Source organism: Streptomyces sp. NBC_00080, from assembly GCF_045041255.1.
GTDB classification, from domain to species: domain Bacteria; phylum Actinomycetota; class Actinomycetes; order Streptomycetales; family Streptomycetaceae; genus Streptomyces; species Streptomyces coriariae.
In genome coordinates, this window is record NZ_CP108235.1 from 6497960 (window position 1) to 6520203 (window position 22244).

A 22244-nucleotide genomic window follows, 5' to 3' on the forward strand; every position below is an offset into this window, starting at 1 on the left:
GCGCGGGCGCATCGATTTTACGGTCCCGTTCGAAGTTACGAGCGGAATTCGAAATGTCGAACCAATAGAACGACAGGGGCAAGGTATGGGACAACCTGGCCTGAATCGCAGGCAACTTCTCGCCGCCGCCGGCGGGTTGGCGGTGGCGGGCAGTTTCGGCTTCGCCGCCCTCGGCACGGGAGCCGACGCGCTCGCCGCCGGGACACAGACCCGGGTCCGCTACTGGAACCTCTTCCAGGGCGGCGACGGCGCCAACCAGGTGGCGATGGTGGACGCCTTCCGCGACGGCCACCCGGACGTCGCAGTCAAGGACTCCACCCTCGCCTGGGGCGGCCCCTACTACACCAAGCTCGCCATGGCCGCCGCCGGCAACCGCGCACCCGACCTCGGGGTCATGCACCAGGGCCGCGTCCCCGGCTTCGCGCCCGGCCGCCTCCTGGACCCCTGGGACGTGGACCTCCTCGCCGAGCACGGCGTACGCGAGGCCGACTTCAACCCGGTGCTGTGGCAACGAGGGATCGTCGACGGCGAGCTGTACGCGCTGCCGCTGGACATCCACGTCCAGCTGAACTTCTACCGCAAGGACGTCTGCGAGAAGGCGGGACTCCTCGACACCGCCGGCCGCCTCCCCGCCGCCGGCTCCACCGACGAGTGGTTCGACATCCTGAAGGAGGCCAAGGGACAGCTGAAGAAGGGGCAGCAGACACTCGGCCTGCACGCCAACGACCAGAACTTCTGCTGGTGGTTCTTCGTCGCCTTCTACCAGCAGCTCGGCGGCACCTACTTCGACGACGACCACACGAGCGTCACCTTCGACACCGACAAGGCCACCCAGGTCCTGGAGTTCTTCCGCAAGCACGTCACCGACGGCTACGTCACCGTCGGCGAGGCGGACGGCGAGGCGTTCCTCGCCGGTTCGCCGTTCACCTGGGAGGGCAACTGGTCGGTGCCGTACTTCAACGGCGAGAAGGTCGAGTACGGCGCCCAGCCGCTGCCCCCGGTATTCGGCACCCCGGCCACCCATGCCGAGTCGCACTCCTTCGTCCTGCCCCACCAGGCCGACCGCGGCGGGGACGCCGACGAGGGCGCCTACCGGCTCGCCGCCTACATGGTCACCCACGCCACCACCTGGGCCAACGGCGGCCATGTCCCGGCCTATCTGCCCACCTTCAAGGACCCGGCCTACCTGGAACTGGCACCGCAGAGCGAGTACTCGCGCCCCGCCATGGACCACCAGGCCAACGAACCGCACATCTGGTTCGCCGGCTCCACCGGCATCCTCGCCCAGCGCGTCGGGCCGATCGTGGCCGCCTCCAACCTGGGCTCGGCCGCCCCGGACGCGGCCGCCCGCCGGATGAAGTCCGCGCTGGCGCAGCTGCTGGCGATGAAGAACCCGATGGACGGCCGCACGGCAGCCCAGGAGCCGAAGGGAGCCGGCGCATGAGCACGCTGGCGCACGTCGGGACACTGCCGCCGCGCACCGCGGTCGCCGCCGAATCCGCCCGCGCCCGCTGGGGCCGCCGCTTCCAGCACGGCGGCTGGTTCGTGGCCCCGTTCTTCGTCCTGTACGGACTGTTCGTCGTGCTGCCGGTCGTCCGCGGGCTCTACCTGAGCTTCACCGACGCCAACATCTCCGGCGACCACACCGGCTTCGTCGGCCTCGACAACTACCGCGAGGCCCTGAAGGACGACCTGGTCTGGGACTCCCTCTGGCACAGCGTGCAGTTCACGCTCTACGTGGTCCCGGTGATCGTCGTCGTGGCCCTGCTGATGGCACTGATCGCCCACCACACGGTGCACTTCAAGTGGCTGTGGCGGCTGTGCTTCTTCGCGCCCTTCCTGCTGCCCTCCGCGGTCATCGGCAACCTGTGGTGGTGGCTGTTCCAGCCCACCAACGGCATGGTCAACCACGTGCTCGGCCTGGACACCCCGTGGCTCACCCAGAAGTCCACGGCGATGCTCGCGGTCGTCGTCGCGACCCTGTGGTGGACGGTCGGCTTCTCCTTCCTCCTCTACCTGGCCGCCCTTCAGAACATCCCCCACCACCTCTACGAGGCGGCCGAGCTGGACGGGGCGAACGCGTTCCAGCGGATGCTGCACATCACCGTGCCCAACCTGCGCAACATCACCGGCCTGGTCCTCGCCCTGCAGATCCTCGCCTCGCTCCAGGTCTTCGACCAGGCCGTGGTGATGTACCAGTTCGGACCGGGACCGGAGGAATCGACCCGCACCTTCGTGCAGTACACCCTCGAACAGGGCTTCACCAGCTACCGCGTGGGCTACGCCTCCGCGATCTCCTTCATCCTCTTCATCATCGTCGCGGCCGTCGCCCTCGGGCGGATGTGGCTGCTGCGCAACCGCGAGGAGGTCGCCACCCGATGACGACGCTGCCCACGCCGACGACGCCGACCGCGCTGCCGACGTCCCCGACTCCCGCGGTGCGCAGGCCGGGCGGCACCTGGACCCCGGCCCAGATCGCCCTCACTCTGGTGGCGGCGGCCCTCTCCCTGGTCTGGCTGGCCCCGCTCGCCTGGGCGCTGTCGACGTCACTCAAGACCGCCACCGAATCGGTGACGTCCCCGCACTGGATCCCGCAGGACTTCACCGCGGAGTCCTGGAAGGCGGTGATCGAGGCCGGCAACATCCCCAACTGGTTCGTCAACTCGGTCGTCGTGTCCGTCTGCGTCACCTTCATCGTCCTCGCGGTCGCCTCCCTCGCGGGATACGGGTTCGCGCGCACGGAGTTCCGCGGCAAGTCGGCGCTGATGGCGCTGACGATGGCGGGCCTGATGTTCTCCCCGGCGATCCTCGGCGTCCCGCTCTTCACCACGGTCCAGTCGCTCGGCATGGTGGACACCTACTGGGGCATGATCCTTCCGCAGTGCGCGCCGGCCGCGATGGTCTACATCCTCTACAAGTTCTTCCAGTCCCTGCCGAAGGAGCTGGAGGAGGCGGCCTTCATCGACGGCGCGGGCCGCTGGCGGATCTTCTTCACGATCGTCCTGCCCCTGTCGAAGCCGTCCCTCTCGGCGGTCGGCATCTTCACCTTCATCGCCTCCTGGAACAACTTCCTGTGGCCCTACATGGTGACCAACAACCCCGATCTGATGACCATGCCGAACGGCATCGCCACCGTGCAGAACGCCTTCGGCATCGTCTGGCCCCAGCTCATGGCCGGCGGACTGCTGGCCGGCCTTCCGCTGATCGTCGTGTTCGTCTTCTTCCAGAGCCAGATCGTGCGGGGCGTGGCCCACACGGGTCTGGCGGGCCAGTGATCCGGAGACGGACCCCCGACTCCCGACGGACAAGCACCCCCTCCTCGAAAGGCGTACATGCGCACCGCACGTCTCACCCTCGACCCCGTCTTCACCATCGGCGAAGTGAACCCCCGTCTCTTCGGTAGCTTCGTGGAGCATCTGGGCCGGTGTGTCTACACCGGTCTCTACGAGCCCGGCCACCCGTCCGCCGACGAGGCGGGACTGCGGACCGACGTCCTGGAGCTGGTCCGCGAACTCGGCGTCACCGCCGTCCGCTACCCGGGCGGCAACTTCGTCTCGGGCTACAAGTGGGAGGACTCGGTCGGCCCCGCCGAGGACCGCCCGCGCCGCCTGGACCTCGCCTGGCGCTCGACGGAGACGAACCGCTTCGGGCTCTCCGAGTACATCGCCTTCCTGAGGAAGATCGGCCCGCAGGCCGAGCCGATGATGGCGATCAACCTCGGCACGCGGGGCGTGGCGGAGGCCCTGGAACTCCAGGAGTACGCCAACCACCCGGCCGGCACGGCGCTTTCGGACCTGCGGGCCGACCACGGTGACAAGGACCCCTTCGGCATCAAGGTCTGGTGCCTGGGCAACGAGATGGACGGCCCCTGGCAGACCGGCCACAAGACGGCCGAGGAGTACGGCCGGCTCGCCGCCGAGACGGCCCGCGCCATGCGCCAGATGGACCCGACGGTGGAACTCGTCGCCTGCGGCAGTTCCAGCCAGTCGATGCCGACGTTCGCCGACTGGGAGGCGAAGGTGCTGGCGGAGACCTACGACCTGGTCGACTACATCTCCCTGCACGCCTACTACGAGCCGCAGGACGGTGACGTCGACTCCTTCCTGGCCTCGGCCGTGGACATGGAGTCGTTCATCGAGAACGTCGTCGCCACCTGCGACCACATCGGGGCGAAGCTCAAGTCGAAGAAGAAGATCAACCTCTCCTTCGACGAGTGGAACGTCTGGTACATCTCGGGGTGGCACGCGATCGAGAACTCCGGCGCGCGGGACTGGGCCGAGGCCCCCCGGCTGCTGGAGGACAACTACAGCGTCATGGACGCGGTCGTCTTCGGCTCGCTCCTCATCGCGCTGCTGCGGCACGCCGACCGGGTGACGGTCGCCTGTCTCGCCCAGCTCGTCAACGTCATCGCGCCGATCCTCACCGAGCCGGGCGGCCCGGCCTGGCGGCAGACGACGTTCTTCCCGTTCGCGCAGGCGTCCCGGCACGGCCGGGGCACGGTCCTCGACGTGCGGGTCGACTCACCGACGTATGTGACGGCCAAGTACGGCGAGGCGGACCTTCTGCACGCCACCGCCGTCCGCGCCGACGACGGCACAGTCACCGTGTTCGCCGTCAACCGCAGCCGCACCGAGGCGCTGCCGCTCCACATCGGGCTGACCGGCCTCGACCTGACCTCCGTCGTCGAACACAGTGTGCTCGCGGACGCCGACCCGGACGCCCGCAACACCCTCGCCGACCCCGAGCGGGTCGCCCCGCACCCGGCCGAGGGCACGGCGCTGACGGACGGCGCGCTGACGGCGACGCTGGAGCCGCTGTCCTGGAACGTGATCAGGCTCGCGTGATCAGGCCGGCCTGACCGGAAGCGGCCGGGCGCGGCCGGGCGTACGAGGGGGATCGGCGCCCGGCCGTCCGCATTGCCCTAAACGGCACGCTGCTGAACGGGATCCCGGGATTCCGAGTGATCCGGACCATCGGCGGGGGCAGCCGCACGCAGCGCCGCCTCGACCCGGCGGTCGCTGGTCATGGTCGCGGTGATGGCGGTCATGGTGAGGAGGAGGCCGGCGGCGGTGTAGAGCGGGGTGCGTACGTCGTAGGTGCCGGCCAGCCAGCCGCCGAGGAAGGCGCCGAACGGGGCGGCGCACATGGCGAGCATCCGGGAGGTGGAGGCGACCCGGCCCATCAGGTGGGCGGGGACGATCGCCTGTCGGAGGGAGGGGCCGAGCACCATCGTGGCGCCCATGCCCGCTCCGCAGACGGCGAGCGCGAGGCCGGCGACGTACGGGTTCGGGGCGGCGGCGAGGCCCAGGACGGCGAGTCCCTCGACGGCGGCCGTGCAGGTCAGTGCGGTGCCGGTGCCGAGTCGTCGGCCGAGGAAGGAGGCGATGCCCGCGCCGAGCAGACCGCCGGTGGCCTCCGCCGTGAGGAGCAGGCCGAAGCCGAAGGTGTCGATGCCGAGACGATCGTGCGCGAAGAGGGCCAGTACGGTCTCCACGGCGAGGAAGGCGATGTTCCCCACCGCCGGACGCAGCGCGAGCCCGAGCAGCAGCTGATCCCGGAATACGTAGGAGGCGCCGGCCCGCGCCTGCCGCAGCAGCGACTCGCGGGCCTGCGGTGCGGGCCGGGGTGCGGCGGGCAGTGACCGTACGAGCAGTGCGGAGAGCGCGAACGAGACCGCGTCGGCGAGCAGCGGAACCGCCCGCCCGAGCGCGAGCAGGGCACTGCCCGCGGGCGGCCCGGCGAAGCCGGAGGCGGCGGTCTGGGTGCCGCGCAGGCGGGAGTTGGCGCGCTCCAGGAGCGCGGGGTCGCGCCCGAGCAGATCCGGCAGGTAGGCCGTGGCGGCCGTGTCGAAGAAGAGCCCGCCGAGGCCGAGGAGGAAGGCGACGGCCGCGAGCAGTGGAATGCTCAGCACGTCGAGCGCGGCCGCTGCCGCCGGTATCGCGAGCAGCACGGCACGCGCCGCGTCCGTGACCCACATCGTGCGCCGGCGGTCCCATCGGTCCACCAGTGCCCCGCCGAGCACCCCGAAGAGCAGCCACGGCAGCGTTCCGGCGGCCGTGACGACGGCGAGCGCCATCGGATCCCGCGTCAACGTCAGCGCGAGCAGCGGCAACGCGGCATGCGACACCCCGTCACCGAGCGAGGACACCGTCTGCGCGGTCCACAGCCGTCCGAACCCGGTCGGCAACTTCCGTATGGCTGAGGTCACTTGGCGTCCCCTTCGGCCTGCCGGCGCGATGCCGGGTGGAACAGTGCGAAGACGAGTGACGCGTCCGGCAGCGATGGATCGGACAGCTCCCGGTACTCGTCCGCCAGCGCCTGCAACCGCGCCCCCAGCTCGGCGAACTGCTCCTCGGTGAGCCGCAGATGCGCCATCCGTACGTGCCGCTCGGCATCCGCCGGCGCTGCCTCCAGGTCCGCCACCGCGTGCCGGATCAGCACATCCGGCCCGCCCTCGCCCGGATCCGGCAGCACGATCGCCCGCGCGGCCATCGCGTAGTACCGCTCGGTGACCCCCCGGACCTTGCGCGTTCGTACCACCTTCACCAGGCCGGCCCGTTCGAGCAGCCGTACGTGGTAGCTGGAACTCCCCTTCGCCAGGCCCACTCGCTCGGCGATCTGCGTGATCGTCGCGGGCTCGAAGCGGAGCACGGCCATGATCCGGTGGCGGGTGAGACTGGAGACGGCGCGCAGCTGCTCGTCCGTGGTGACGTGGAGGGCCTCGGGAACATCATCGGTGGGCATGGCCCAATGGTCAACACTTCTTGACCATTGGGCAAGGGGTTTTGCCCGAGCGTTCGGAATCGCCGGACACCTTCGTTTCCCGGTCGGGCGCGCCCGACCGGCCGACCGGTGGCGCCCGTCCGGCGCCGGGCACCGGATCGCGCCCGACCCGTGACGGCGGGCGGCTGACGGCACAATGGGCCCATGAGGATCTCGGCACGGGCGGACTACGCGGTGCGGGCGGTACTGGAGCTCGCCGTACGGCAGGGCGGCGACCCGGTGAAGGCCGAGTCGATCGCCGCCGTGCAGGACATTCCGCACAAGTTCCTCGAGGGGATCCTCGGCGACCTGCGACGCGGTGGGATCGTCGACAGCCGGCGCGGCGGAGGCGGCGGCTACCGGCTGGCCCGCGATCCGGCGGCGATCACGGTCGCGGACGTGATCAGGGCGGTGGACGGCCCGATCGTGTCCGTACGCGGAGAGCGCCCGACCGGCCTGACGTACACGGGCTCGGCGCAGCCCCTGCTGCCGCTCTGGATCGCGCTGCGGGCGAACGTGCGGCGGATCCTGGAGGGCGTCACGATCGCCGACATCGCGGCGGACACCCTGCCGGACCCGGTCCAGGCGCTCGCCGAGGAACCGGCGGCCTGGGAGAACCCGTGAGTCACGGCCACCACCCGCATCGCCCGACCCTGGGCGGCCGACAGGGAACCCGCCCGGCGCACTGCGTACAGATCTCCTATTTTCGAGCTTCGAAGAACCCGGAGCGGCCGCGATTCACCGCGTGACACGATCCTGGCCTGCCGGAGCGACAGGGCGAGAAGTCGAGACTCCGGCTGCACCGAAGGGGAGGGTCACATGGGCAGGTCGATCGTGCGCCGAGCGCGGCTGTGGGCCGCGGGGGCGATGACGGCGGCTGGTGTCGTCGGTCTCGCGGCTGCACCCGCGAGCGCGTGGACCGGCGGGAACGTCTGGGTCAACCTGGGCAGTTGGAACTGTCCGGCGGGCGGTTCGGTCGTCGGCGTGTACTGGGCGGTGGACGCCTATTCGAGCGGACCGGCCGGCGGCGACTGGGGCGACAACGTCATCTATCCGCGGGTCCGGGTGGGGGCCGGTGCCCACAACACACTCAGCTACCAGACCATCTGCAAGAAGTGGGGCTGGTACACCTACCGCGGAGTCGTCGGCCAGCGGTCCCTCACGCCCTACAAGTCGGGTCTGAGCTACACCTACTAGGACCCGGCCCGGCACCGGCGTGACGACCGCGGCCCGCACCTCGTACGGGTGCGGGCCGCGGTCGTCGGCGCCGTCCGGGCGGCGCGGCGGTCAGGCGGCGCGGCGGTCAGGCGGAGTCGACGCCGACGGTGATCGTCGCCCTGTAGCCGTCGGACACACCGGAGCCGAGGGCGGTCAGGGTGAGCAGACCGGAGGAGGCGCCCCCGTCGTCGTAGATGCTGTCGTCGGCGAGGGCCGTCTCCTTGGTGGTGTTCGCGGAGTACGGCGAGGTCGCCTGGATCTCCTCGTTGATGTCGGGGTCGAAGAAGAGCTGACCGGTGTGGATGACCTCGGCGTTGAGGGTGCAGACGCCGCTGGTGGTGGAGGTGCCGGAAGAGGCCTCGGCCGCGGCCTCGGCGGAGGACGCCGTCCCGTCGGTGGTGTCGGCCGAGGCGAACCCGGCGACGGCGAGCCCGCCGGCGGCGGCGACCGCCGTACCGCCGATCAGGACGCGGCGCCGCTTCATGGACGTGTCCGGCCGGTGCCTACCGGGCTGCCGGCTGTCGTCGGAGCTGATGGTCTCGTTCTCGTTGTGGTGCTCGGTGTTTCCCGTCATGTCGCGTGAAGCTAGGGGCGTTTCTGAGGAAACCCCTTATGCGGGGCTGTGCAAGGCCTGGGGATGCAACGGTCAACCACCCTTGTTTTCAAGCGAGTTCAGACGGCGTCGTGGCGGAGGCCGGCCGGCGGCGGGCGGCGGGGCGGGGGTGGGGCGCCCCCTCGCGCCCTGACCCGGAGCGACCGGGTGTGAACGGGCCGTGGTGAATGGCCGGAGTTCGGCCTGGGCGCGCCCCACTGCTCTCCCTACGATGCGATCGCCCCGGTTCTTCACAGCAACTCCATTGATTCTTCACAGAGTTGCTGTGCCGAGCCGGGCGCGCATCCACCCCCCACCGATCCGAACGAAGGACAGAGACCATGGCAAGTGGGCTGCTCCTGGGCGGTGCGGTCGCCGCTCTCATCACCGCGGCGATACCCGCGCACAACTCGTCCCCCGTGTTCGACAACCCGCCCCCGGACAAGATCGTCATCGACGTCGCCACGGTGAACGGCTCGGGCTGTCCCGCGGGTACGGCGGCCGTCGCCGTCTCCGAGGACAACACCGCCTTCACCGTGACCTACAGCGACTACCTCGCCCAGGTCGGCGGAGGCTCCAACCCGACGGCGTTCCGCAAGAACTGCCAGCTCAATCTGATCGTCCACGTCCCTTCGGGCTTCACGTACGCCATCGCCAAGGCGGACTACCGCGGCTACGCCTCGCTCCAGTCCGGCGCGACCGCCGTACAGCGGGCCTCGTACTACTTCCAGGGCTCGTCGCAGACCGTGTTCAAGAACCACAACTTCAGCGGCTCCCTCAACGACAGCTGGCAGGCGACCGACAGCACGGACTGGGCCCAACTGGTCTGGGCCCCCTGCGGAGTTCAGCGCAACTTCAACATCAACACCGAGCTCCGGGTGAACGCGGGCACGTCCTCGCCGAGCAAGGTCAGCTTCATGACCATGGACTCGACCGACGGCGACCTCAGTACGATCTACCACATGGCCTGGCAGGAGTGCCCGGCCAAGTGAGTCCGTCCCGACCTTCGGGTCACCTCGCCGCGTGGGCCACGAACCCGGCCCACGCGGTGCCCCCGGTGGGCACGCAGGCTCGCCCTGCCGGCGGACGGAGGGGGCGTGGGGGATGGGTCGCAGTCGCAGCGCGGTGGTCGTCGGCGGAGGTATCGGCGGGCTGGCCGCCGCGATCGGGCTGCGCCGGATCGGCTGGGATGCGACGGTCCTCGAACGCGCCCCCGCCTTCGCCGACGTGGGCGCGGGGATCTCCCTGCACGCCAACGGGATGCGGGCGCTGGACGCGCTGGGCGTCGGCGAGGCGATACGGGCCGTCGTCCGGCCGGTGTACACGGGCGGCACCCTCACCCCCGACGGCCGCATGCTGTCCCGGATGGACGGCGCGGCCCTGGAGCGCCGGCTCGGGACGCCCGTCGTCGGCGTGCTCCGCGCCGACCTCCACCGCGTCCTGCGCGAGGCGTTGCCCGCCGGGTGGGTGCGTACCGGGGTGGAGGTGACCGAGGTCGGCGGTGCGGGCGGCGACGCCGAACTCGTCGTCGCCGCCGACGGTGTCGACAGTCGGCTGCGCGCCGAGCTGTTCCCCCGGCACCCCGGAGCGGTCTACAGCGGTTCGACGGTCCTGCGGGCCGTCACCGCGCGTCCGCTCCACGACCTGCCCGATCTCGAGCTGACCTGGGGCAGGGGCGCCGAGTTCGGGCACCTCCGCTTCGCCGACGGACGGGCCGAATGGCACGCGGTGCTCACCGCACCGCCGGGCGTCAGACACGCCGACCCGCTCGCCGCGATGCGCCGGCGCTTCCACGGCTGGCACGAGCCCGTCCCCGCCCTCCTGGACGCGACCCGGCCGCAGGACGTCCTGCACCACGACATCCACGAACTGGTCATCCCGCTGCCCGCGTTCACCGTCGGCAGGGTCGCGCTGCTCGGCGACGCCGCCCACGCCATGACCCCGAACCTCGGGCAGGGCGCCAGTCAGGCGCTGGAGGACGCGACCGTACTCGCCTCCTGTCTGGCGACCGGGCCCACCACCGCGGCCGCGCTGCGCCGTTACGACGCGGTCCGCCGGCGGCGCAGCCGTTCCGTGGCCCGCGCCGCCCGCCTGGCCGGCCGGCTGGGGCACGGGCTGACCCACCCCCTCGCCGTGGCGCTCCGCAACGGTGTCCTGCGGCTGGCGCCCTCCGGACCGACCCTGCGGGCCGCCCTGCGGCATGCCGACTGGACGCCACCGCGGCTGCGGTGACGCCCAGTCGAACGGGGGACGGTCATGCGGTACGGGTCGTACGGGTCGTACCTGTGGTGCAGGTCGTACGGGTCGTACGGTGCCTCGTCGAGGTCAGTTCTCGACCCCGAGCGTCAGCGTTCCCGCGTACCCGGCGGACGTCGAGCTGCCCAGGGCCGTCAGGGTCAGCAGGCCAGAGGCGGCGCCTCCCTCGTCGTAGATCGAGTCCTGGGCCAGGGTGGTGCGGGTGACCGTGTTGGTCGAGTACGGGGAGATCTTCGCGACGGCCGTCGTGATCGTCTCGTTGAAGAAGAGCTGACCGGTGTGGAGCTCCTGGCCACCGGTGAAGGAGCCGTCCGAGGTCAGGGTGACGTTCGTGTGGACCTTGATGTGGATGTGGACGCAGCGGCCCCGGTACCAGCCCGGGTAGACCGTGGTGATGTTCGCGACGCCGCCGGAGTTCGTGAGGACACCGCCCCGCAGAAAGGTGCCGCTGTCCGGTTCGTTGTGGCCGTTGTTCCCGACGAAGCCGGAGTACTCGCCGAGGGCGTCGCAGTGCCAGATCTCCACGAGGGCGTTGGAGAGGGGCACGCAGGTGTCGTCGTCGACGACCGTGAGGGTCAGCTTCAGCGGGATGCCCGCCTTGCCCTCGGTGATGTCGGCGCGGACGTACTGTCCGTCGAGGTAGTAGGGGCCTTCGGTCATCTCCTTCGTGAGGGTGCAGACGGCCGCGGCGGCGACGGGGGCGGTGTCGGCGGCGTCGGCGGTGGGGGCCTCGGGCGTGGCAGCGGCGCCTACGGCCAGGGCCGCTGCGGTCGCGCCCGAGGCGACGAGTACGGTACGGCGCGCGACGGAGGGGCGCGCATCTGAGGTGTCTGTCATGAGCACGACACCGTAGAAACGCTTCCTGTCGACAGGCTGTCAGTTCGGCAAAGTGAGGCGCCGTCAAGCTACTTGCCGGGCAAGTGTCGACATGAGGGTGCCGCCCGTCGGCGGGCTGACGGGCGGCGGGGTGGCGGAGCGGCTCGAGCGGGGCTAGCCGATGTTCTTGAAGATCCAGGCCTGGTACCGGTCGCCGTACTCGGGAGCCAGGGCGACGCGCGGCGGGTAGATCCGCAGCAGGCTCAGACCCAGCCGCATGGGGGCGTCGACGACGGCGATCTGGTAGGTGTCGGGCTCCTGGCCGGGGATGAGGTTCCACTCGCGGGGCTCGAGGCGCAGGAGGGCCGGTTCGTGCGTGTCCGGTTCGCCGTCGTAGCTCGCGTGCATCAGCCCGTCGGGGAGGCTGATGGTGTAGGTGTCGCCGCCCTTGCCGGTCACCTTCCACTCCTGATGGAGCCCGTCCTCCTGCGGCAGGAGCATCAGCGGCGCGTCCGGCCGGGCGTCGGGTGCGGTGAGGAGCTGCTCGTTGGTGAAGAGGATCTGGTAGAGGCCGTCGGTCAGGGCTGCCATGTTCACTCCGGGTGCGAGGGGCGCGTGCCGGACGGCACAGTCCGTGAGGGAACCAGAGCGGATCGCCTCGAACCAGAGGAAACGCCGCATCACACACTTTCGTGTGTCATATGCCTGCGGCCGGGTTGAGCTGGGCACTCCCCGGGTGGGAGGAGTGTCGGTCGGGTGGTCACGGGAGCCGTCCACGCCGTACCGCGAGGGGCCGTGTGCCGTTTCTCGAAGACTTTCGGGTGCGCGCGCGAAGCATTGACGCGCGAGGGGTTCGATCCTACGGTCCCGTCCGACGACGCGAATGTTGTTCGGTATCGCGAACGAATGATTCCCCCACGAAGGAGCGTCCGCATGAGCCGCACCTCTCGCACGCCCCACACGCCCCATACCTCTCGCACGTCTCGCACACCCCACGCATCCCGCACATCCCGCACGCCCCGCTCGGCCCGCAGGGCCGCACTGCTCGCCGTTCCGGCGGCGGTCCTGCTCGCCCTGATCCCGTCCACCGCCTCCGCGTACCCCAACCCCGGTACGGTCACCGGCTCCACCGTCGTGCACGACCCGACGATGATCCGGACCTCGGCCGGCCGCTACCTCCTCTACGCGACCGGTGGCGGTCTGTCCTACCGCACCTCCACCGACCGCATCGCGTTCAGCGCGGGCGGTGACGCCTTCTCCACCCGGCCGAGCTGGTGGTCCTCCTACGGCACCACCGAGGCCTGGGCGCCCGACATCTCCTACCAGGGCGGCAAGTACCTGATGTACTACGCCGTCTCCACCTTCGGATCTAACAAGTCCGCGATCGGACTGGCCGGTTCGAGCACCGGACTCCCCGGCTCATGGACCGACTACGGCACCGTCTACACCTCCATCACGTCGAGCGACTACAACGCCATCGACCCGAACCTCTTCGTGGACGACGACGGCAAGTGGTGGCTCTCGTTCGGGAGTTGGTGGACGGGGATCAAGGTGATCCGGATCGATCCGGCCACCGGCAAGCAGCTCGCGTCCGACACCGCCCGGCGCTCGATCGCCTCCCGCCCCACCGGGACCAAGGCCGTCGAGGCGCCCTACATCGTGAAGCGCGGCGGCTACTACTACCTCTTCGCCTCCTACGACACCTGCTGCGCCGGCACCAGCTCCACCTACAAGGTGAAGGCGGGCCGCGCCACCGCCGTCACCGGGCCCTACTACGACAAGAACGGCGTCGCGATGACGAACAACGGCGGCACGGCGGTTCTGGAGTCCCACGGCAGCGTCATCGGCCCCGGCGGCCAGTCGATCCTGCACGACACCGACGGCGACCTGATCGTCTACCACTACTACGACGGCAACGACAACGGCACTCCCAAGCTCGGCATCAACCTCTTGAACTGGAGCAGTGGATGGCCCGTCGCCTACTGACCCTGCTGGCCGCGCTGCTGCTCGCCCTGGCGATCGGACAGCCCTCGGCGAGCGCGGCCACCGTCGCCAACCCGATCAAGGCACAGAAGGGCGCCGACCCCTGGATCGCGTACCACGACGGCAACTACTACCTGGTGACGACGAGTTGGACGAACGTCATCACCATGCGCAAGTCCGCCACCCTCGCGGGGCTCGCCACCGCGCCGAACATCCAGGTGTGGACCGGGGACGCCGCTTCGCGGTGCTGCAACATCTGGGCGCCCGAGATCCACTTCCTCAACGGCCGCTGGTACCTGTACTACGTCGCCGGGCAGAACGTCACCGACTACAACCCGACCCAGCGCACCCACGTCCTGGAGAGCGCGGGCTCCGACCCGACGGGTCCGTACACCTACAAGAACCAGCTCAACTCCGCCTGGATGCTGGATCCGACGGTCGCCACCATCAACGGTCAGCTGTACCTGTTCGGCAGTGCGAGCGGCGGGACGCAGAACCTCGTGGCGGCCCGGATGTCCAACCCGTACACCCTGGCCACCGGCTTCTCGACCATCTCCACGCCGACCAACTCCTGGGAGACGTCCGGAGGTTCGGTCAACGAGGGCCCGGAGATCCTGCAACGCGGCGGCAGGACCTTCCTGGTCTATTCGGCGAGCGGCTGCTGGACCCCCGACTACAAACTCGGCCAGCTCACCCTCACCGGCTCCGACCCGCTCGCGGCATCGTCCTGGACGAAGAAGTCCACGCCGGTGTTCCAGCGCAACGACTCCGCGGGCGTCTACGGCCCCGGCCACAACGGCTTCTTCAGCTCGCCGGACGGCACCGAGAGCTGGATCGTCTACCACGCCAACGACTCGGCCTCGGACGGCTGCGACAACGGCCGTACGACCCGGGCCCAGAAGTTCACCTGGAACTCCGACGGCACCCCGAACCTGGGCACGCCCGTGGCGCTGGGCTCGGCCGGCAGCGGCCCCTCCGGTGAACCTTCGGCCACCGCCACCACCTATCGGATCACCAACCGCAACAGCGGCAAGTGCCTCGACGTGGCAGGGAGTTCAGCGGCGGACGGCGCCGACGTCCAGCAGTACACCTGCAACGGCGGCACGAACCAGCGCTGGCGGATCGAGGACCAGGGCGACGACACCAGCCGACTGGTCAACGTGGCCACCGGCAAGGTCCTCGACACCGCCGACTGCTCCGCCGCGGACGGCGCCGACCTGCGTCAGTGGACCTGGCTGAACAACACCTGCCAGCGCTTCCGCTTCCTCACCACCGACAGCGGATACGTCCGTATCGTCAACCAGTCCACGGGGAAGGTCGCCGACGTCGCCGACTGTTCCACCGCGGACTCCGCCGACGTACGTCAGTGGTCCTGGCTGAACAACACGTGCCAGCAGTGGAGGCTGGAGCCGGTGTAGCCGGTGTGCGGTGAAGTTTCTGCCGACCCGTTGCGCCCCGAGCAGCCATCGGCCGTTCGGGGCGCAACGGGTCGGCGGTACGAAGTCCTATCCCGCCTGGCCCATGCCCGCCGCGTTCGGCCAGCTCTGAGCGTTCGGCCAGCCTGTCGCGGCGGCGGGGGAGAGGCCGTTGGTGCCCCGGACCTGGGCGGCCGTGAGGCCGCCGCGGGCCGGGACGCCGGGCGGGGTCGGGCCCATCGGCGGGGCGGGGGCCGGAGCCATGGCGGGGGCCATCGCCGCGGGGGCCATGGCCGCGGGGGCCATGGCGGGGGCCATCGCGGCCGGTGCCATCGCGGCGGCCGGTGCCATCGGCGGAGCCGCGGCCGGGACGGGGGCGGGGGCCGGCGCGGGGGCCGGGGTGGGCACCGACTGGGGGAAGATCTGGGCCGCTGCCGGCATCGGCATCCCGGCGCCGTCGGACGGAGTGGCCTGCGCCATCGCCGGGGCCATCGGCGGGGCGGGCATCGGCGTCGGGGCGCCGACGGCGGACGCCGTCGACGGCATCGCGACGCCCATGGCCTGAGCGGCAAGGTTGTGCATGCCGGACCCGTTGGTGACCAGCCGGTCCACCGCCGGCGTGCCCGAGCTGTAGCTGGTCCCGGTGCTCAGCTCGGGCACGGCGGCTCCCCTCCTGGTCCCGTAGAGCACCTGTTCCAGGCCGGACACCAGGCGACGAACGTCCACCTGGGGGCGCACCACGAGCCGCAGGAAGCGGCTGGACGAACCGATCTTGTTGCCGCACTCGCGGACCAGGATGCGATGCTCGGCGAGCAGCCGGTCGCGGACCACGGTGCCCTCGGCGCCGACGGGAAGGCGCACGAAGAGGAAGTTCCCCTGGGAGGGGTAGACGGTCAGCCCGGGCAGCGCGCTGAGCTGACTCGCCATGTCGAGACGGTCCCGGCGCACCTGCATCAGGCTCTGCGCGTACTCGGGGCCGTGCTCCTTCAGCATGAACACCACGTACTCGGCGAAGGCGTTGAGGTTCCACTTGGGCAGCATCGAGCGGACCCGGCCGGCGAGCGACGGGTTGGAGACCATGTAGCCGAACCGGATGCCGTGCAGACCGAAGTTCTTGCCGAGGCTGCGCAGCACGATGACGTTGGGCCGGATCATCGCCTCCTGCACGACGCTCGGTTCCTGCTCCGCGTCCGCGAACTCCAGGAACGACTCGTCGATGACGATCAGGTCCAGGTCGGCCATCGCGTCCATGAACTGCACGAGTGCGTGCTTGTGCAGGAAGCCGCCGTCGGGGTTGTTCGGGTTGCAGATGACGGCGGCCCTGGTGCCGCGGGTCCGGATGAACTCGGCGTACTGCGCGAGGTCCAGGGCGAAGCCGCTGGACTCCTGGAGCGGGAACATGTCGACCCGCTTGCCGGTCTCCATGGGCTGGTCGGTCCAGCGGCCGAAGGTGGGGACGGGGACGGCGAGGGACTCACGCACCAGCAGGTGGTCGATCCAGGTGATCAGCTCGGTCGATCCGTTGCCCATCGCGACCGCCTGCGGCGGGAGTTGGAGCAGGTTGCACAGCTCGGCCGTGATCGTGTCGGCGCCGCTCGGGTAGTACGTGATGATGTCCCGCAGCCGCGCGGCCATGGTGTCCATCATGGCCGGGGTGGGGAAGTAGGGGTTGCAGGGGATACAGAAGTCCACCGGGCCGACTCCCTCGCCGCCCTCTCGCGTCAGCGCCGCCATCGACGGGCTGTGTGCCGCGGTGTTGCGGAACAACGAGGAGACGTTGTCGGCCATGGAACCTCCGTATGGGGCGGGCCCGGCGGGGACGACCGGGCCCGTCGTCATTGGGTGGCCCGCGCGGGGGAGCGCGGGCCGCCCTTACATACGAAGGTTTGGGTGGCGCTGTTCAACCGCTGAGGAATCGGTAAGAACTTGTGGGCCACCTGTGAAGGCGTCGTGACCACGGCTCCCGGGGGCATCGCGAAAGGGCCCCGCCGGTGTCGGCGGGGCCCTGCCTGTCCTGGGCTGCGGACCGGTCCTGAGCTGCGGACCCGTCCTAGCGCTGCGGACGCGTCACGAACCGGACTTGCGCTTGTTCCAGACGTCGAAACCGACCGCGGCGAGCAGCGCGAGGCCCTTGATGACCTGCTGCCAGTCGCTGCCGACGCCGAGCAGGTTCATGCCGTTGTTCAGCACGCCGAGGACGAGACCACCGATGATCGCGCCGAGGACGGTGCCGACACCGCCGCTCATGGACGCGCCGCCGATGAACGCCGACGCGATCGCCTCGAGTTCGAAGTTCAGACCGGCCTTGGGGCCGGCCGCGTTCAGCCGGGCCGCGACCACGAGTCCCGCCAGGGCAGCGAGCGCGCCCATGTTCAGGAAGACGAGGAAGGTGACCTTCTTGTCCTTGACGCCGGACAGCTTCGCGGCCGGCAGGTTGCCGCCGATCGCGTAGATGTGACGGCCGAAGACGGCGTTGCGCATGACGTAGCCGTAGCCGACCACCAGCGCGCCCAGGACCAGCAGGATGATCGGCGCGCCCTTGTAGCTGGCGAGCAGCATCGTGACGGTGAGCACCGCGGCGACGATGGCGACGATCTTGAGCAGGAACAGGTTGCGCGGCACGACGTCCAGCGAGAACTCCTGCTGGCGCTTGCGGTCGCGCACCTCCTGGAGCACCACCATGACGATCACGGCGAGGCCCAGCAGCAGCGTGATGTTGTGGTAGTTCGTGGTCGGGCCGACCTCGGGGAGGAAGCCGTTGCCCATCTTCTGCAGACCGTCCGGGAACGGGCCGAGGGTCTGGCCCTCCAGGAAGATCTCCGTCATGCCACGGAAGATCAGCATGCCGGCGAGGGTGACGATGAACGACGGTATGCCGAGATACGCGATGAAGAAGCCCTGCACCGAGCCCGCTATCGCGCCCACGATCAGGCACAGCACCACCGCGACGGGCCACGAGACGTCGTGCTGCACCGTCAGTACGGCCGCGAACGCGCCGATGAACGCCGTCAGTGAACCGACCGACAGGTCGATATGGCCCGCGATGATCACCAGCATCATGCCGATCGCGAGGATCAGCACATAGCTGTTCTGGAGGACCAGGTTGGAGACGTTGCGCGGCAGCAGCAGGTCACCGTCGGTCCAGACCGCGAAGAGCGCGACGATCAGGCCGAGGGCGATCAGCATGCCGTACTGGCGCATGTTGCGGCGCAGGCCGTCCAGCACCAGCTGGAGCAGGCCGCCGTCGGCCGCCGGTCCGCCGCTCTTGCCGGGCGGCGCGGCTGCCGGGCTCTTGGTCACGTCGGTGCTCATCGCGATACCTCTTTGTCCTTCGTCATCTGACGCATCAGCACTTCCTGCGTGGCCTCGGCCCGCGGGAACTCGCCCGTGAGCCGCCCGGCGGCCATGGTGTAGATGCGGTCGCACATACCGAGCAGTTCGGGCAGCTCGGAGGAGATGAAGACGACCGCCTTGCCCTGGGCGGCCAGTTGGTCGATGACCGTGTAGATCTCGTACTTGGCGCCGACGTCGATACCGCGCGTGGGCTCGTCCAGGATCAGCACGTCCGGACCCGCGAAGATCCACTTGCTGAGGACGACCTTCTGCTGGTTGCCGCCGGACAGCTTGCCCACCGGCTCGAAGACGGTCGGCGCCTTGATGTTCATGGACTTGCGGTAGCCCTCGGAGACCTGCCGCTCCTCGTGCTCGTCGACGATCCCCCGCTTGGCCACCTTGTCCAGCGCGGTCAGCGAGATGTTGCGGTTGATCGTGTCGATGAGGTTGAGGCCGTAGTGCTTGCGGTCCTCCGTGACATAGGCGATCCCGTGCCCGACCGCCTCCGCGACGGTCTTCGTACGGATCTCCTTGCCGTCCTTGAGGACGGTGCCGCCCGCGTGCCGGCCGTAGGAGCGTCCGAAGACGCTCATCGCGAGCTCGGTGCGGCCGGCGCCCATCAGGCCCGCGATGCCGACGATCTCCCCGCGCCGCACCTGGACCGACACGTCGTCGACGACCTTGCGCTGCTGGTCGATCGGGTGGTGCACGGTCCAGTTGCGGATCTCCAGGGCCGGGGCGGCGCCCGACTCCGCCTCGTGCGGGGTGCGCTCGGGGAAGCGGCTGTCCAGGTCGCGGCCGACCATGCCGCTGATGATCCGGTCCTCGTTCGTCTCCGCCGACTTCACGTCGAGCGTCTCGATGGACTGCCCGTCGCGAATGATCGTCACCGAGTCCGCGACCTTGCGGATCTCGTTGAGCTTGTGGGAGATGATGATCGCGGTGATGCCCTGCTTCTTCAACTCCAGGATGAGGTCCAGGAGTTTGTCGCTGTCCTCGTCGTTGAGGGCCGCGGTCGGCTCATCCAGGATGAGCAGCTTCACCTTCTTCGAGAGCGCCTTCGCGATCTCCACGAGCTGCTGCTTGCCCACGCCGATGTCGGCGACGCGGGTCTCGGGGTGATCGCTCAGACCGACCCGGCGCAGCAGCTCGGAGGCGTGCCGCAGGGTGTCGTTCCAGTTGATCAGCCCGCGCCTGGCGTGCTCGTTGCCGAGGAAGATGTTCTCCGCGAGGGAGAGGTACGGCACCAGCGCCAGCTCCTGGTGGATGATGACGATGCCGCGCTGCTCGCTGGCCCGGATGTCCTTGAAGGAGACGGTCTCTCCCTCGAACAGGATCTCGCCCTCGTACGTGCCGTGCGGATGGACACCGGAGAGCACCTTCATCAAGGTGGACTTTCCGGCGCCGTTCTCACCGCAGATGGCATGGACCTCGCCCTGGCGGACGGTCAGAGTGACGTCCGACAGCGCTTTCACACCGGGAAAGGTCTTGACGATCGAGCGCATTTCCAGGACGGGTCCCGCCATGGTCGTGCCTTCCAATCCTTGAGGGTCGACGCTTACTTGAGCTGGTCGGCCGTGTAGTAGCCGCCCTCGACGAGGACCTTCTCGTAGTTGGTCTTGTCCACGCTCACCGGCTGGAGCAGGTAGGCCGGGACGACCTTGGTGCCGTTGTCGTACGTCTTGGTGTCGTTCGTCTCGGGCTTCTTGTCGTTGAGGACGTCGTCGACCATGGTCGTGGCGACCTTGGCCAGCTCACGGAGGTCCTTGTAGACGGTCTGCGTCTGGCCGCCCGCGATGATCGACTTCACCGAGGCCAGCTCGGCGTCCTGGCCGGTGAGGACCGGCAGCGGCTTGCTCGCGGAGCCGTAGCTGTCCGACTTCAGCGCCGACAGGATGCCGATGGAGATGCCGTCGTACGGCGAGAGGACCGCGTCGACCTTCTTGCTGCCGTACGACTTGGTGAGGATGTCGTCCATGCGCCTCTGCGCGGTCGCGCCGTCCCAGCGCAGGGTGGTGACCTGGGTGAGGCCGGTCTGGCCGGACTGGACGACGAGCTTCTTGCTGTCGATGTACGGCTGGAGCACGCTCATCGCGCCGTTGAAGAAGTACTTGGTGTTGTTGTCGTCGTTGGAGCCGGCGAACAGCTCGATGTTGAACGGGCCCTTGCCGGACTTCAGGCCGAGCTTGTCGACGATGTAGTTGGCCTGGAGCTCGCCGACCTTGCTGTTGTCGAAGGACGCGTAGTAGTCGACGTTCTTCGTGCCGAGGATCAGGCGGTCGTAGGAGATGACCGGGATCTTGGCGTCGGCGGCCTGCTGGAGGACGTTGTTCAGCGACTTGTTGTCGATGGCCGCGACGATCAGCGCCTTGACGCCCTGCGTGATCAGGTTCTCGATCTGCGAGACCTGCTGGTCGGGGTCGTCCTCGCCGTAGACCAGCTTGGTCTTGTAGCCCTTGGCCTCGAGGTCCTTGACGACGTTGGCGCCGTCGGAGATCCAGCGCTCGGAGGACTTGGTCGGCATCGCGATACCGATGGTCCCGCCCTTGGCGCTGTCCGAGCCCTCGTCCTTGCTGCCACCGTCACCGCTCTGGCCGCAGGCGGACAGAGTCAGGGCGAGGGAGGCGGCTCCGGCTATGGCGGCGAGGGAGACTCTACGGTTGCGCATGATCATCATCCTTGATGTGTGTGCAGGGGTCCGGTATCGCGGTGCGACGGCCGCTCCCGGAGCAACGCCGGGAAGAAGAGAAGAAGTGAAGAAGCGGTGTGTGGGATTCTGCGCGCCTGTGTCGGCTTCTGTGAAGCGGGGTTTCCGGAACGTTATGACTGGATGTCAAACCGCTTGAGTTCACCCGGCAGGCGCGAGCCCAGCGGCGCCATGTCGCCGTCCGCGCCGTGACGGGCGAGGAGGTCGAGGGCGAGCCGTCCGCGCCGCACCCGTTCCCGGGCCGTGGAGAGCGCCAGATCCCGCAGGTGGTGGCCGTACGGGTAGATTCCCGGGGCCTTGGACAGACCGAACTTCAGGTAGAGCGGTGCGCCGCGCCGGATCAGCTCGGCGACCTCGTACATCCGGATGTAACCGCCGAGATCGTCGGGGGCCTCGATGTACATGTCCATGGGGGCGCCGGAGACCCGGCGGATCTCGGTCAGGTGGTCCAGGGTGAGGTCGCTGGGCACGTTGACCGAGTCGGCGCCGAGCTGCTCGTACACCGCGTACGCCGCCGGGTTGACGGGGCCGATGAGCGCGGAGACCTTCAGCGTGGTCTCGGCCGGGATGATGCCGGCCGCACGGGCGCGGTGCAGCGTCCACAGGACGCCCTCGTCGGCGACGAGCAGGCACTTGACGCCCAGTTCCGTCGCCCGGACGGCGTCCTCGACGCAGCCGGCGACGGCGTCGTGGCCGCGGGCGCGGAGCCCACCGCCCCGCGAGTCGGTGCGGGTCGAGCCGCCGATGTCCCAGGTGCCGCGCGGCCCGGTGAAGAGGCAGAGCTCGATGTCACGCTCGCCGGTGGCGTCGACCATCTCGGTGATCTCGGCGTCGGTCAGCATCCACACGCCGCTGCCCTGGCTGATCCGGTGGATCGGCACGTCGAGGCGCGAGGCCTCCTTGAGGATGACGGCCAGCGCTTCGGGACCCTCGCACGAAGGGACCTCGGTGCGCCAGCGGCCGCCGCCCGGGAAGGTGTGGGCGGAGGCGTCGGCGGGGTCGAGGGCGGGCGCGCCCAGGCCGAGCGCGGTGAGCGCCTGCTCACCAGGTCGACGGGCTGCCGTGGCGGAAGCGTCGGTGGTCACATGCCGTCCTTCGTGTTCGGTATTTCGGTCAAGGTTCGCGGCTCAGGTCGTGCGGGGTGTGGGTGTACGCCGGTGCG

Annotated in this window: 20 protein-coding genes; 10 read left to right on the forward strand and 10 right to left on the reverse strand. The window is 69.6% G+C overall.

The window, feature by feature from the left end:
• Positions 1-85: 85 nt before the first annotated feature.
• The 4 genes from OHU34_RS28965 to OHU34_RS28980 are packed head-to-tail and all read left to right on the forward strand — an operon-like array spanning position 86 to position 4844.
• Entirely contained in the window at positions 86-1444 is a 1359-nt protein-coding gene (locus OHU34_RS28965; protein ID WP_405769008.1) for an extracellular solute-binding protein, read from the forward strand.
• Entirely contained in the window at positions 1441-2382 is a 942-nt protein-coding gene (locus OHU34_RS28970; RefSeq protein WP_142264094.1) for a carbohydrate ABC transporter permease, read from the forward strand. Before OHU34_RS28965 ends, OHU34_RS28970 begins: the two co-directional genes overlap by 4 nt.
• Positions 2379-3275 carry a carbohydrate ABC transporter permease gene (locus tag OHU34_RS28975; RefSeq protein ID WP_405769010.1) on the forward strand — a complete coding sequence of 299 codons (897 nt, stop codon included), beginning with the start codon at positions 2379-2381 and terminating at the stop codon, positions 3273-3275. The genes OHU34_RS28970 and OHU34_RS28975 overlap by 4 nt, the downstream gene beginning before the upstream one ends.
• A gap of 57 nt (positions 3276-3332) precedes the next feature.
• Positions 3333-4844: an alpha-N-arabinofuranosidase gene (locus tag OHU34_RS28980; protein ID WP_142264093.1), complete on the forward strand. Its 1512-nt coding sequence runs from the start codon at positions 3333-3335 to the stop codon at positions 4842-4844.
• 77 nt (positions 4845-4921) lie between these two features.
• Here the strand turns inward: OHU34_RS28980 and OHU34_RS28985 are convergent, their stop codons facing one another.
• Positions 4922-6208, reverse strand: a complete 1287-nt coding sequence (locus OHU34_RS28985) for an MFS transporter (RefSeq protein ID WP_230195942.1) — start codon at positions 6206-6208, stop codon at positions 4922-4924.
• Positions 6205-6744, reverse strand: coding sequence for a transcriptional regulator (locus OHU34_RS28990; RefSeq protein ID WP_142264091.1), 540 nt, complete (start codon positions 6742-6744; stop codon positions 6205-6207). Before OHU34_RS28990 ends, OHU34_RS28985 begins: the two co-directional genes overlap by 4 nt.
• 183 nt (positions 6745-6927) lie before the next feature.
• On the opposite strand from OHU34_RS28990, the gene OHU34_RS28995 reads away from it, so the two are divergent.
• Positions 6928-7386: an RrF2 family transcriptional regulator gene (locus OHU34_RS28995; RefSeq protein WP_405769014.1), complete on the forward strand. Its 459-nt coding sequence runs from the start codon at positions 6928-6930 to the stop codon at positions 7384-7386.
• Between the two features lie 195 nt (positions 7387-7581).
• Positions 7582-7959: a hypothetical protein gene (locus OHU34_RS29000; protein ID WP_142264089.1), complete on the forward strand. Its 378-nt coding sequence runs from the start codon at positions 7582-7584 to the stop codon at positions 7957-7959.
• A 106-nt stretch (positions 7960-8065) separates the two neighbouring features.
• On the opposite strand, the gene OHU34_RS29005 is transcribed toward OHU34_RS29000, so the two are convergent.
• Complete coding sequence (locus tag OHU34_RS29005; RefSeq protein ID WP_142264088.1) at positions 8066-8554, reverse strand: hypothetical protein; 489 nt, start codon at positions 8552-8554, stop codon at positions 8066-8068.
• Positions 8555-8913: 359 nt separating this feature from the next.
• Between OHU34_RS29005 and OHU34_RS29010 the strand changes: the two genes are divergently transcribed.
• Positions 8914-9564, forward strand: coding sequence for a DUF4360 domain-containing protein (locus tag OHU34_RS29010; RefSeq protein WP_020126967.1), 651 nt, complete (start codon positions 8914-8916; stop codon positions 9562-9564).
• A 112-nt stretch (positions 9565-9676) separates the two neighbouring features.
• On the forward strand, positions 9677-10804 hold the full coding sequence (locus OHU34_RS29015; RefSeq protein ID WP_405769017.1) for an FAD-dependent monooxygenase: 1128 nt from the start codon (positions 9677-9679) through the stop codon (positions 10802-10804).
• A 93-nt stretch (positions 10805-10897) separates the two neighbouring features.
• Here the strand turns inward: OHU34_RS29015 and OHU34_RS29020 are convergent, their stop codons facing one another.
• Both OHU34_RS29020 and OHU34_RS29025 read right to left on the reverse strand, forming a co-directional pair.
• Positions 10898-11665, reverse strand: coding sequence for an intradiol ring-cleavage dioxygenase (locus tag OHU34_RS29020; RefSeq protein ID WP_230195944.1), 768 nt, complete (start codon positions 11663-11665; stop codon positions 10898-10900).
• A gap of 153 nt (positions 11666-11818) precedes the next feature.
• Positions 11819-12235, reverse strand: coding sequence for a hypothetical protein (locus tag OHU34_RS29025; protein WP_142264085.1), 417 nt, complete (start codon positions 12233-12235; stop codon positions 11819-11821).
• Positions 12236-12577: 342 nt separating this feature from the next.
• On the opposite strand from OHU34_RS29025, the gene OHU34_RS29030 reads away from it, so the two are divergent.
• Both OHU34_RS29030 and OHU34_RS29035 read left to right on the forward strand, forming a co-directional pair.
• Entirely contained in the window at positions 12578-13630 is a 1053-nt protein-coding gene (locus tag OHU34_RS29030; protein WP_405769020.1) for an arabinan endo-1,5-alpha-L-arabinosidase, read from the forward strand.
• A complete protein-coding gene (locus tag OHU34_RS29035) occupies positions 13612-15045 on the forward strand; it encodes a family 43 glycosylhydrolase (protein WP_230195946.1) in 1434 nt (477 codons plus the stop codon). The genes OHU34_RS29030 and OHU34_RS29035 overlap by 19 nt, the downstream gene beginning before the upstream one ends.
• A gap of 87 nt (positions 15046-15132) precedes the next feature.
• Here OHU34_RS29035 and OHU34_RS29040 read toward each other — a convergent pair whose 3' ends face one another.
• From OHU34_RS29040 to OHU34_RS29060, 5 genes are all read right to left on the reverse strand, one after another.
• A complete protein-coding gene (locus OHU34_RS29040) occupies positions 15133-16830 on the reverse strand; it encodes a histidinol-phosphate transaminase (RefSeq protein ID WP_142264083.1) in 1698 nt (565 codons plus the stop codon).
• 279 nt (positions 16831-17109) lie between these two features.
• Entirely contained in the window at positions 17110-18354 is a 1245-nt protein-coding gene (gene mmsB, locus OHU34_RS29045; RefSeq protein ID WP_142264082.1) for a multiple monosaccharide ABC transporter permease, read from the reverse strand.
• The gene (gene mmsA / locus OHU34_RS29050; protein WP_405769024.1) at positions 18351-19901 is read right to left on the reverse strand and encodes a multiple monosaccharide ABC transporter ATP-binding protein; all 1551 of its coding nucleotides are present in this window, start codon (positions 19899-19901) and stop codon (positions 18351-18353) included. Before mmsA ends, mmsB begins: the two co-directional genes overlap by 4 nt.
• A gap of 32 nt (positions 19902-19933) precedes the next feature.
• Positions 19934-21043 carry a multiple monosaccharide ABC transporter substrate-binding protein gene (chvE, locus tag OHU34_RS29055; protein ID WP_054238250.1) on the reverse strand — a complete coding sequence of 370 codons (1110 nt, stop codon included), beginning with the start codon at positions 21041-21043 and terminating at the stop codon, positions 19934-19936.
• Between the two features lie 152 nt (positions 21044-21195).
• The gene (locus tag OHU34_RS29060; RefSeq protein WP_142264080.1) at positions 21196-22167 is read right to left on the reverse strand and encodes a hypothetical protein; all 972 of its coding nucleotides are present in this window, start codon (positions 22165-22167) and stop codon (positions 21196-21198) included.
• Positions 22168-22244: the final 77 nt, after the last annotated feature.